Genomic DNA, 12,874 nt, shown 5'->3' on the forward strand with positions numbered 1-12,874 from the left:
GGTTATCAGGCTAATTTATTGGGTTTTAGGGCTATTTTTACTTTGATTTTTTCGAGCTATTCAAAATAGGGCATTGAATAACAGGGGTATATAATACAACCGTTTTGCTTATTCTAAAATAAAGAGGAGGCCTTTTGTCTGATTTTATATGTTCAATTCAATTTATAATGGATATCGTTAGCGTCTAGTAGCTGTAAGAGTTCGCTAGAAATCTGTACTTTTTGTTTTCTGCTCGATAGGTTCACTTTAATCTGTTCCTGCATTTCGTAAACGATAAAATTAATGGGGTGATCGCCTCTATGGGACATGAAGGTGTCTTTTAGCAGATGCACTTTTTCTTCCTCTAACTCGTCGATATTAAGTTTAAGGGTCAGCTTTCGAGCATACGTTTCCATAACTTCTTGCAATAGCATAAAGCTATTGAACTGTATTCGCGGATCTCCTTTTTTGCCGGTATCCCTGTTCACCCACCCATCACGAACAAATAGTTTTACATAGGCGAAGGAGTTGATCATGAGAAAGTGACGGAATTTTAAATATTCTTCACCAAATATCCGAAACTCGAAAGAATCGGTATAATCTTCCATGGTGAATGCTGCCCAGCCTTTGCCATTTTTAGAAGTCCGGTGTTGCACGTCTGTAATTACCCCGGCAAAGGTGAGTTCCCTATTCACATATTTAGGTAAATCGTTGGCGCAAGAAACGTTAGCATTACAAAACGCTTTGATCTCCGTTTTAAAATCATCTAATGGATGTCCTGAAATATAAATCCCTACGACTTCTTTTTCACGACGCAATTTCTCCATGGTGCCCCATTCTTCACATGGCGGTACCATAGGTTCGGGAATCTGAACTTCACTGGCGTCACCGAATAAGCTTACCTGGGCCGAGTTTTCGTTTTCTTGATACTTGGCACCGTATTTAATTACTTTCTCCAAGAAGGTAAGGCCATCTCCTTCATCGTGAAAATATTGGGCCCTATGGGTTGTGCCAAATGAATCGAATCCACCGGCTACCGCTAAGTTCTCAAAGGCTTTTTTATTGGCCGATCGTAGGTCTATGCGTTTGGCCAGATCAAAAACGGATTTAAATGCACCACCTTCTTTTCGGTTTTCTACAATGGTTTCCACTGCCGAACGCCCAACACCTTTTACGGCACCCATTCCAAAACGTACCGCCCCTTGTTGGTTTACGGCGAACTTGTAATAGGATTCATTCACATCTGGTCCTAATACATCTAGCCCCATGCGTTTACATTCCTCCATGAAGAAAGTAACCTGCTTAATATCGTTCATATTGTTACTCAATACCGCCGCCATATATTCGGCGGGGTAGTGGGCCTTTAGATAAGCGGTTTGGTAGGCGATATAAGCGTAACAGGTAGAGTGACTTTTGTTAAAGGCATATGCTGCAAAGGCTTCCCAGTCTTTCCAGATTTTTTCCAATACTTCCCTTGGATGTCCTTTTTTCTCACCCCCATCTAAAAATTGCGGTTTCAGTTTTTGTAGTAGGGCAAAAATCTTTTTCCCCATGGCCTTTCGCAAAACATCGGCATCACCTTTAGAGAATCCGGCCAGTTTTTGCGACAGGAGCATGACTTGCTCTTGATAAACCGTGATACCATAAGTTTCTTTGAGGTACTCTTCCATATCCGGAAGGTCATAGGCAATTTCCTCACTACCGTGTTTACGGGCAATGAAGCTCGGGATATATTCCATGGGCCCTGGTCTGTACAGTGCATTCATGGCAATCAGGTCGTCAAAAACGGTAGGTTTTAGATCCTTCATGTGTTTTTGCATCCCGGGAGATTCGTATTGGAAAACCCCGACCGTTTCCCCACGCTGAAAGAGCTCGTATGTTTTTTCGTCATCCAGTGGAAAATCATCGGGTACCAAATCGATACCATGCTTGGCCTTCACGATTTTGACGGTGTCCTTAATTAGGGTCAGGGTCTTCAGTCCCAAGAAATCCATTTTCAACAAGCCTGCACTTTCAACAACTGAGTTATCGAACTGGGTCACATACAAGTCGGAATCTTTGGCAGTTGCTACGGGTACGAAATTGGTAATGTCGCTGGGAGTGATAATGACCCCGCAGGCATGGATTCCGGTATTGCGTACCGAACCTTCCAACGTTCTTGCCATTTTCAGAGTCTGACCCTCTAGGTCGTCCCCATCATGAATATTTAAAAGCTGATATATTTTTTCTAAATCATCTGCCCTGAATTTCTTTTTTAGATCGACATCGGAAACCCCAAAAATTTTGCCCAGTTTGGACATGGTGGGAATCAGTTTTGCAATACGGTCCGCATCACCCAAGGGCAGATCTAACACCCGAGCAGTATCTCGAATCGAGGATTTGGCCGCCATTGTGCCGTAGGTGATAATCTGAGCTACTTGGTTGGCACCGTATTTTTTGATGACATAATCCATGACCCGACTTCGTCCTTCATCATCAAAGTCGATATCAATATCGGGCATGGATACACGGTCCGGATTCAGGAAACGCTCAAAAAGTAAATCGTATTTTAAAGGGTCGATGTTGGTAATGGTCAAGCAATAAGCGACGACCGACCCTGCGGCCGAGCCACGCCCCGGTCCAACGGAAACATCCATCTTCCGCGCTTCCCTTATAAAGTCCTCCGTAATCAAGAAATATCCGGGATATCCTGAATTCTTAATGGTAGCGAGTTCAAAATCTATACGTTCCCTTATTTCTTGGGTAATTTCTGGATAACGTTTTTTGGCACCTTCGTAGGTAATGTGCCTTAAATAGGCATTTTCACCGCGATTACCGCCGTCAACAGCATCTTCAGGATCTTTATATTCCTCGGGAATATCAAAAACGGGCAAGAGTACATCTCGGGCCAATTCATAGGGCTCTATTTTATCGAGAATTTCGGAGATGTTCAAAATTGCATCCGGTAAATCCTTGAAGAGTTCTTTCATCTCGTCTTGAGACTTAAAGTAATACTCTTGGTTGGGCAATCCATACCGATAACCCCTGCCGCGACCTATGGGTGTGGCTTGTTTTTCACCGTCTTTTACACAAAGCAACACATCATGGGCCTCGGCATCTTCCTTGGCGCAGTAATAGGTGTTGTTGGTGGCAACCAGTTTTACATCATGTTTTTTGGCAAACTCAAGCAGCACTTTATTGACCCGGTCTTCATCTTCTTGACCGTGTCGCATCAATTCGATATATAGGTCGTCACTAAATTCCTGTTTCCACCAAATCAGGGCTTCCTCCGCTTGGTGTTCGCCTACGTTCAGGACCTTTCCTGGGACTTCACCATACAAGTTTCCGGTAAGTACGATGATATCCTCTTTATATTGTTGAATGACTTTTTTGTCGATTCGGGGTACGTAATAAAATCCATCCGTGTAGGCGATAGAGGACATTTTGGCCAGATTGTGGTAGCCTTTTTTGTTTTTGGCCAACAATACGATTTGGTAACCGTAATCCTTGACATTTTTGTTGGTGTGGTCTTCACAGACAAAAAATTCACATCCAATGATAGGCGTGATTTCCTGTAAGTTGGGTTCCTCACCTTTTTCAATCGCCTCGGCATTTTTGGCCTGGACATTTTTGTTATGGGCCCCTATTTCCTTGACGAAATGGAATGCACCCATCATATTCGCGTGATCGGTAATGGCAACTGCGGGCATTTGCCCATCTGCGGCGGCCTGTACCAAATCTTTTACCGCAATGGTAGATTGCAGAACCGAGAATTGCGAATGGTTATGAAGGTGCGCAAAAGGCGCATCTTCCAAGGTCTTTATATTCTCCTTTAGTTCTTCTTGGGAAACGCCACCGGTGTCCTTCGCCCAAAGGGCATCGGCAATTTTCTTGGATGCTTTTTTGAGGTTGATGTGTTTAAGGCCAATAAGCTGAATTTCTTGTGGATTTGCTTCCGAAAAGTTTTCAAAATAATCGGGCCTGACATCTAATTGTTCGGCGGTGTATTGTCTTTTTCGAACCAGCTCTAGAAAACATCGGGTGGTGGCCTCAACATCGGCCGTCGCATTATGGGCCTCCCCAAAAGGTTCTCCAAATAAGTATTGATGTAACTCGGTTAAGGTAGGAAGTTTGAATTTGCCGCCACGGCCACCGGGAATTTGACATAACTGAGCGGTATGCTCTGTACAAGTATCCAATACCGGAAGTTCCTGTAACGGATTTTCAACATCTAGACGATGAAATTCCGCACCCATGATGTTGAGATCGAATCCTACGTTCTGGCCCACGATAAATTTTGTCTTGGACATGGCCGTATTGAACTTCTCCAAGACCTCTGCCAAGGGTACGCCTTGTTGTTCTGCCAATTCCGTAGAAATACCGTGGATTTGTTCCGCATCAAAGGGAATCGTAAAGCCATCGGGCTTCACCAGATAATCCTGATGCTCCAGCAGATTACCCATATCGTCATGCAATTGCCAGGCGATTTGAATACAGCGAGGCCAGTTGTCGGTGTCTGTTATAGGTGCGTCCCAGCGTTTGGGAAGTCCGGTGGTTTCGGTATCGAAAATGAGGTACATATGCTAAAGTGCTATTGATTTTGGTGCTTCTTGTTCGTAAGAAGCGCCGGTTGAAATAGAACAGATAAAATTACTGAAAACCTATAGGGTATAAAAACAGATTTGTAAGCAGTTATTAACGAAAAAAAGTCGGACATTTATTTGTCCGACTTTCTATTTAGGATTGCTTATTTGATTAAGAAAGCGATGCCTCGAAAATTTTAGCATTGTTCAATGCATTTTTAATTTCATCCCTTTGCTTCATTAATAATTTATGGGTAGAAGGTACTAATGCAATATCATTCTCTTTCAAGATTTCATTATATTCATCGATGCTTGCTTTTTCTCCTCTTTCGACCTCTTCCAATATTCTCTCTGTGTCATTATTGCTTAGGGAAGTAGTTAGATTCATCCAAGTTCTGTGAACATCTCCTTTTAGGCTTCCACCTTTTTCTGGAAGTTCTCCAAAATTTTTAATCTCATCTTTGAGCTCATTTCCAAAATTATAACGTTGTTGTACTTTATCGGATAAAAATTTCTTTACCGTAATGTTGTCTACTTTTTCTTGAGCCAACTTATAGCCTTTTTCAGCATCGTATGTTCTTGTTAATAAATCGTTTAGTATATTCGTAATTTTTTCTGAATACTTCATAATATCTCTCATCATTTAAATTCTTCTTCTAAATTCTTCTTCTAAATTCTTCTTCGTTATTGTCTTTCAATAACCGGTTCTTATAAGTTATGGTAATATGCCGAAAACACAAGTATTTATGGGGGTTTATCACAGGTTTAACAGTCTGCACGGTGTATTCTTAATATATTTAACGCTTATCAAATTAAATAACTTCAAATCTTATGTTGTGTATTCATTAGATTCGGCTATATTTGCACCCGCTTTCGAGCAAAGCGAAAATGAATTAATAACCAGGGGTCGGGCACCCTACAAATTAATGTGATATGCCAGTAAAAATTAGATTACAGAGACACGGTAAAAAAGGAAAACCATTCTATTGGGTAGTTGCAGCAGATGCAAGAGCGACAAGAGATGGTAAATTTTTGGAGAAATTGGGTATCTACAATCCAAATACAAATCCTGCAACCATTGAACTTAATGTTGATAGTTCGGTAAAGTGGTTACAGAACGGAGCCCAACCAACAGATACAGCTAGAGCAATTCTTTCTTATAGAGGGGTTCTTTTAAAGCATCATTTATTAGGTGGTGTACGTAAAGGGGCGTTGACCGAAGAACAAGCCGAAGAAAAATTCAATACTTGGGTTTCTGAGAAAGAGCAAGCCATTGCCGATAAAGTAGGTGGTTTGGACAAAGTAAAAGCAGACGCGAGAGCAGCTGCGCTAAAAGCAGAGAAAGAAGTAAACGAGAAGCGTGCTGCTGAAGCTGCCGCTGCCGCACTTCCAGAAACTCCTGAGGGGGAAAGTGCTGAAGAAGAAATTCAAGCGGTTGAGGCTGCAGGTGAACCAGAGCAGGTCGTTGAAACTGCCGATACACCAACTTCAGATGTGGATAACGCAGATACAACTCCAGTTGCTCCCGTAAAAGAAGAGGGAGTTATTGCTGCCAATGATGATATGGCAGAAGCACCTTCTGTAAAAGAGGTGATCGAAAACAATGATGAGGACGTTAAGCCAGCAGATACAGGAGATAAAGCATAATACATAGAAACGATGAGAAAGGAAGATTGTTTCTACCTGGGTAAAATCGTTTCAAAATATAGTTTTAAGGGAGAGGTGCTGGTGAAACTAGATACCGATGACCCCGAGATCTACGAAAATATGGAATCAGTATTCGTTTCTTTAGGAAACAATCTGGTTCCATTTTTTATTAAACGATGTCGATTACATAAATCAGATTTGCTACGCATCGATTTTGAGGAAGTGAAATCGGAATCTGATGCGGACCGCATTATGAGATCGGCACTTTATTTACCACTTACCCAACTACCAAAACTAACCGGGGATAAGTTCTATTATCATGAAGTCATTGGTTTTGATATGGTCGATGCGGTTCATGGAAACATTGGTGTCATTCAAAGTATAAATGATACCACGGCGCAGGCTTTATTTGAAGTACAAAAGGAGGATAAGCAATTGCTCATTCCCATGAATGATGATATCATTACGAAGGTGGATCGTGATAATAAGACAATTTATGTTCGTACTCCTGAAGGTTTGGTTGAGTTGTATCTATCCTAGCTTTCCAATGCTTGTTTCGCGTATTCGAAACATTTTCTAACTTCTTTTACCGCATCGGATCCTTCTGGAATGTCATATTCCAGTTCTATGGTCGCAGGAAAGAAATAGTTATTGTCACGCATTAATTGAAGCGCTTTGACTATTGGAGTGTCACCTGTTCCCCAAAAAACATTTCCTTTGTGGTGTTCGGGTGTTTGACGGTCCTTAATATGCATGCTCATGATGTGTTCATGCTTTTCTTTGATAATTCCTAATGGATTTTCATTCCCGGCGGCTACAAAATGTCCTATATCAAGATTTAAGGCATTATGGTCTGATTGTTTTAATGCCGTGTCCCAGAATGTAGGAGTTTGTTGTTCATGCCCGTGGTATGCCACATATATACCATGTTCTGTTGCCATCTTACCTAATTTTGCAGTATGCTCGTCATCTTTCGGATGTTCTAAGGTAACATGGCTTGCACCCAACGTTTTGGCGGTTTTCATGCCCCAGTTTATTTCCGCGTCTGTATTTTCCTTTCCAAAGGCATTCGGTTTAAAAGCATATATGGTTACACCGGCATCGTTATACATTTTACGGAGTTCTTGAAATTTTTCCATCGTGATGGTTGAGCGCCATTCAGCAACTTCTTTATTGTATTCTGATAAGGCCGTCTCCATTTTTGCAAATTCCTTGAGCTCTTCGTCGGTCAATTCATTGTTCCTTTTCCGTCTCATCATGCCATAAAAGCCCCGTCTATCTAAAGAACTTTTTGGCTTTCCGGCATAAACTTCTGCAGGGTCGCCCATGAGTTCAACCGCACTGATGCCAGCATCTAAAATATATTGCAAAGTAGCTTCTGCACTTTGGTCTGGCATACTTCTAAAGGAATATGTAATAACCCCAAGTTGGACACCATTGATTTTCGAATTCGGTTTAGAACTTAAGGTTAATAATCTGGGAGCACCGAATAGGGAAGGTCCTAAAAGTGTAGTGCCAGTAATAAAGGCGGTTGACTTTTTTAAGAAGGAACGTCTTTGAGCTATTGATTTATTTGTTTTCATAATTTAAATGTTATGGTCAGGAATACTATGTTAGGTGCTATTTAGATAATTCTTTAGGGGTATTCAGTACATATAATTTTAACTGCTTAATTCGCCAAGGGATTTCATCTTCTTCATTTACGGTATCCGTTAAGCTAAACCTTAAGTACTTGGTTAATAGCGGTTCAAAGTCTAATTTAAAATCTTGGTCGGTTCCTTCTCCTTTGTCTACGGTAATCCAGTTTTTACCATCTTTTGAAACTGCAACTTCATAAAATTTAGCATAGGTCTGCAGGGGTGGAGGTGAACCTTCTCTCCATCCCCTGGAAATAGGAGGGGAATTCCCCTGAAAACCGGTCAATGTAATAGCTTCGGGAAATTCAATTTGAAACCACATTCCTTTTGTTTGATTTTCCCCAGTGGTCCATCCTTCGAAATTAAATGCACTTTTAGGGGAAGCCGTTCCTCCAATCCTGTTCGCCGCGGTATGGCTTGCAGTCACCTTCCATTCCTCATGCAAAGGCAGTAGTGTAGGAACGGAATTTATTAGTTCTGAATACTTGTAAGTTCCCTTTTTTTCGGCCGTTTTTTCCCTTACTTTACCCACGTATGCACTAGTTACGGTCGAGGCTTCATTCGATAGATTATTCCGTATATACGAAGCAATAGAGGCGACCCAATCATCGGATTGTTCTTTATTTCCGACCATAATACCAGCTGGATAGGTTTTACCATCCAACGGACCTTCAAGACCATGCAATATGGCTTTTACTACATATTCCGGATGTTCCTGTACACGTACCGAACCGGAAAGAGGAGGAGCCATAACGGTGCCGTTTCCTAACGGGGTTCCGGTACCATCGTTTCCATGGCATTGAACACAAAGTTCATTGAAAATAATCCTGCCCTTTTCTAAATGATCTCGCTGGACCTCACTCAATAAAATATCGTTTCGATTCCAGCCATTTTCATTTTTTTCAGGAGTGAGAATTTGTAAACCTATTGTCTGTATTCCTTTCGACGAATTAGTTTTTAGTACGTTCGCAAGATTTTCTTCATAACCGGGCAATGCTAAAAATTTGCATGAAAGCATGGCTTGAAGTGCGACATCTACATTATCGTTCTCCAATTGGTTGAGATAGGATGGCGCCAAATTTTTAGTACCCGATTTGTAAAGGGTCTCACCAGCACGCATGGCCTGTATTCTTATTTTTGGATTCGGGTCATTAAAAAGATTGTTTAACAAATCCGTCTGAAGTGCGCCTAGTCCCTCTAAACACCATAGTGCATGAACTCTAGCCAATGTATTTTTGTTGGACAAAGCCATTTTTTTTAGCTCGTTTACCGTACTTTGATCACGGGAAAGAACAATCAATTGTTGGGCCTTATCTCGCCACCATCCGTTCGGATGTTCCAGGTACGGAATCAGGTCTATCGGTTTTTTCTCGAACATCGTCGGACGAGTTTTGTCACGTTCCTTACTGTCATGTGTAATACGCCATATTCTACCTAATCCTATCACTTTGTCCAACTGGTATTGTTCTATTTTGGTTCGTAGATAGGTGCCTTTTTGAGCCCATTGCCCCTCTTGGATTATACCGTGGTACATATCTGTAATATATAGCGTGCCATCGGGGGCGGTCGTCATATCTACAGGTCTGAACAAGGGATCTGTGGATCTAAGGAATTCAGATTGTTCCTGTTGATAGACATTGTGTAATGTAGTTAACCCTTCAGAAACGACCGGATTGATTTGCCTCACGATTCTAGCCACGGGTTCACCATAAAAATATTGACCGTATAGATCAGTAGGTAATCGGTCGCCTCTATAGATATCATTACCTGCGGAACCTGTCACCCTGTTCAAAGAGCCTTCTTCCGGTCTTATTTGGTCCATACCTCCTTGCATATCGGCTATCTTAATGGCCGCTCCATACGGAATATCAAATCCTTCGGCCAACTCGTTTTCAACGGTAAAGTTCCCGTAATGAATAGGAAATTGAAAATGGGAGGGTACTCCGCTAGCACCTCCTTGAAACCATAGTTTACCATCATCGTCATGCGTTACTCCCCATTGTGCCCGGTTATAACCGGTTTTTTCCCTGATGACCCCGTTGGGCGTTTCCCTAACCCTAAACGCATTTACGGTGCTATATAGCCAATTGTCCATGCCATAATACATGAAAGCCTGTTGGTGTTCCACATTACCAGATCGGCCATATTTATTGGTAAAAAACTCTTTCTTATCCGCTTTGCCATCACCATTCGTGTCGGTGTATTTATATACATTATCCGTATCCGATTCCATTGATAGGATACAATCTTTACCATACGGCAAAACAAAACGTGGAAATATTAAACTATCAACGAAAACGGTCCCCGTTTCATAAATACCATCGTTGTTTTTGTCTTCCCATCTAGAAATTTTACTTTGTGGTTCTAAAGTGCCATCAGAATCAGCAGTTAACATATATGTTCTGAGTTCCAATACATACATTCTTCCGTTTCCATCAAAAGAAATAGCCCCTGGCTGTTCTATTTGAGGTTCGGTAAGTATCGGTTCTATATGGTAACCTGGAGGAAGTAAAAATGTAGCGGCTTCTTGATTTGGATAAAGTGGACGTACCGGATTTTTTGGGTTTAAATCTATTCCTGCCCAATTCTCGTCTGTTGGATCTACATCTTCAGGAAGTGTTACCGCTACAAGCGAATCTGACATTGAATTGATGACCAAATCTACGGGATCCTGAATTTTTTGGTCTGGTTTACATCCTAGGGCAAGAAGGACAATTAAAAGAGCATAAGCTTTTAGTTTCATCCTTATTGTTAGTTTAATGGATTGCATAATTTTAAATTTCAATATTTGAAAATATGAATTTACTTTCGTATTAATTACTATATCGATTGTTAAAACGTGATGAAAATGATTAAATCGTAAAATATGGGTTATAGAGTTAAGGTTATTTTAGTTTTTTGTCTTTTTTCGTTTAATGGATTAATTGGACAAGTAATCAATAATAACGGTCAGGAATCTCCAAATATCGTTTTGATTTTTACCGATGACCAGGGCTACAATGATGTAGGTGTTTTTGGAGCGGATGATATTGCTACTCCTAACCTGGATCAAATGGCTGCTGATGGTCTAAAATTCACTAATTTTTACGCCGCGCAAGCAGTCTGTTCGGCTTCCAGGGCAGGAATATTGACCGGTTGTTATCCTAATCGTATAGGAATTCATAATGCATTGATGCCTAATAGCAAAACTGGTCTCAATCCTGATGAAACAACAATTGCGGAAATGTTGAAGGCAAAGGTATATGCCACTGCAATCTTTGGTAAGTGGCATTTGGGCGATGACGCCAAATTTATGCCCAACAAACAAGGTTTTGACGAGTATTTTGGTATTCCGTATTCCAATGATATGTGGCCCTTACATCCGCAACAAGGTCCGGTTTTTAATTTTGGTCCGTTAGAACTATATGAAAATGAAACCGTAATCGATACATTGACCGATCAGACGAACTTAACTACAATGATTACGGAGCGTAGCGTTGATTTTATTAAAAGAAATAAGGACAATCCTTTTTTCTTATATGTTCCCCATCCTCAACCCCATGTGCCCCTTTTTGTGTCGGATAAATTCAAGGGTAAATCAGGAAGAGGTCTTTATGGTGATGTAATTATGGAGATTGATTGGTCTGTTGGGGAAATTTTGAAGGCTTTAAAGGAGAATGGTTTGGAGGAAAATACATTGGTGATTTATACATCGGATAATGGCCCTTGGTTGGCCTATGGTAACCATTCCGGAAGCGCCTATCCATTACGGGAAGGAAAGGGAACTGCCTGGGAAGGCGGTCAACGCGAACCTTTTATCATAAAATATCCAAAGCAAATTCCCTCAGGTAAAGTAAGTGACACGCCTGTGATGGCCATCGATATATTGCCGACAATTACAGAAATTACCAATGCGAATCTGCCAAATACAAAAATCGATGGAAAGAGTGCCTGGTCCTTATTTACTGGGAAAACCAACGAAAGTCCGCAAGAGGTTTATTTCTTTTATTATCGCGTAAATGAACTTCATGGCGTGCGTTATGGGAAATGGAAACTATATTTTCCCCATTCCTACAGAACTATGCAAGGTCAAGAACCCGGTAAGGATGGACTCCCAGGTGATTATAAAATGGTCGAATTGAATCAGATTGAACTATACGATTTGGAATCTGATGAATCGGAATTAAAAAATGTCGCCGCAGAGCATCCCAAAATTGTGGCTAAAATCCAAACAATGGCCAATAAGATGAGATCAAGACTAGGAGATTCCCTCATGAATATGGAGGGCTCTGAAACAAGAAAAGCAGGTGAGTTAAATGAATAAACCGTTTAAATTCAAACAATTCACAGTTCATCAAAGCCGATGCGCCATGAAAATAGGTACCGATGGTGTTTTGTTAGGGGCGTGGTCTCCTTTGAGTCAACATCCACAATCGATACTGGATATAGGCACAGGCACCGGACTCATCGCTTTAATGATGGCGCAACGAAGTAATGCCGAAGTAATAGATGCTATCGAAATTGACGCTGATGCGTATGAACAATGTGTGGAAAATTTCGAAGGTTCACCTTGGGGGGATCGACTTTATTGCTATCATGCGGGGTTGGATGAGTTTGTTGACGAAATTGAAGAAAAGTATGATTTGATTGTTTGCAACCCACCTTTTTATGCCGAGAATGTATCTTCCGGAAATTTAAAGCGTGACCAAGCGCGTCAAAATTATTTTTTACCTTTTGATGAGTTGTTGAAAGGGATGTCGGCCCTATTAACTGAAAATGGAACCTTTACCACCATTATCCCCTTTAAGGAAGAAATCCAATTTATAACCTTGGCCGCTTCCTTTGGGTTGTATCCAAAGCGATGTTTGCACGTAAAAGGAAACCAAAAGGCAGAAATTAAAAGATCGTTGTTAGAGTTTACCTTTCATAGGGATTCCTGTTTGGTGGAGGAGCTGATTATTGAGAAAGGACGCCATGTCTACACTTCCGATTATGTGAATTTGACGAAGGATTTTTATTTAAAAATGTAACTTTTAGGTTGTGTAACGTTATATTTCTTTATTTATCTTT

At 41.0% G+C, this 12,874-nt stretch carries 8 protein-coding genes; 4 read left to right on the forward strand and 4 right to left on the reverse strand.

Annotation, left to right across the window (positions count from 1 at the left end; translation table 11 throughout):
- Nucleotides 1–152 precede the first annotated feature (152 nt).
- Both dnaE and ACNR9Q_RS05720 read right to left on the reverse strand, forming a co-directional pair.
- Nucleotides 153–4,538 (reverse strand): DNA polymerase III subunit alpha, encoded by a 4,386-nt coding sequence (gene dnaE / locus ACNR9Q_RS05715; RefSeq protein WP_419213652.1) that lies wholly within the window; start codon nt 4,536–4,538, stop codon nt 153–155.
- A gap of 175 nt (nt 4,539–4,713) precedes the next feature.
- Entirely contained in the window at nt 4,714–5,169 is a 456-nt protein-coding gene (locus ACNR9Q_RS05720) for a ferritin-like domain-containing protein (RefSeq protein ID WP_419213653.1), read from the reverse strand.
- A 305-nt stretch (nt 5,170–5,474) separates the two neighbouring features.
- Here ACNR9Q_RS05720 and ACNR9Q_RS05725 point away from each other — a divergent pair, with 305 nt between their 5' ends.
- Nucleotides 5,475–6,188, forward strand: a complete 714-nt coding sequence (locus ACNR9Q_RS05725) for a 30S ribosomal protein S16 (RefSeq protein WP_419213654.1) — start codon at nt 5,475–5,477, stop codon at nt 6,186–6,188.
- A 12-nt stretch (nt 6,189–6,200) separates the two neighbouring features.
- Nucleotides 6,201–6,728 carry a ribosome maturation factor RimM gene (gene rimM, locus ACNR9Q_RS05730; protein WP_419213655.1) on the forward strand — a complete coding sequence of 176 codons (528 nt, stop codon included), beginning with the start codon at nt 6,201–6,203 and terminating at the stop codon, nt 6,726–6,728.
- On the opposite strand, the gene ACNR9Q_RS05735 is transcribed toward rimM, so the two are convergent.
- Both ACNR9Q_RS05735 and ACNR9Q_RS05740 read right to left on the reverse strand, forming a co-directional pair.
- On the reverse strand, nt 6,725–7,771 hold the full coding sequence (locus tag ACNR9Q_RS05735) for a sugar phosphate isomerase/epimerase family protein (protein WP_419213656.1): 1,047 nt from the start codon (nt 7,769–7,771) through the stop codon (nt 6,725–6,727). The two genes, rimM and ACNR9Q_RS05735, sit on opposite strands and share 4 nt — an antisense overlap.
- A gap of 37 nt (nt 7,772–7,808) precedes the next feature.
- Nucleotides 7,809–10,568: a DUF7133 domain-containing protein gene (locus ACNR9Q_RS05740; protein ID WP_419213657.1), complete on the reverse strand. Its 2,760-nt coding sequence runs from the start codon at nt 10,566–10,568 to the stop codon at nt 7,809–7,811.
- 123 nt (nt 10,569–10,691) lie between these two features.
- On the opposite strand from ACNR9Q_RS05740, the gene ACNR9Q_RS05745 reads away from it, so the two are divergent.
- Together ACNR9Q_RS05745 and ACNR9Q_RS05750 are read left to right on the forward strand one after the other, a co-directional pair.
- A complete protein-coding gene (locus ACNR9Q_RS05745; protein ID WP_419213658.1) occupies nt 10,692–12,128 on the forward strand; it encodes a sulfatase in 1,437 nt (478 codons plus the stop codon).
- Nucleotides 12,121–12,834, forward strand: a complete 714-nt coding sequence (locus ACNR9Q_RS05750) for a tRNA1(Val) (adenine(37)-N6)-methyltransferase (protein WP_419213659.1) — start codon at nt 12,121–12,123, stop codon at nt 12,832–12,834. Before ACNR9Q_RS05745 ends, ACNR9Q_RS05750 begins: the two co-directional genes overlap by 8 nt.
- The last annotated feature ends 40 nt before the right edge of the window (nt 12,835–12,874 follow it).

Origin of the sequence: Maribacter sp. X9, from assembly GCF_048537565.1 — a bacterium.
GTDB lineage: Bacteria > Bacteroidota > Bacteroidia > Flavobacteriales > Flavobacteriaceae > Maribacter.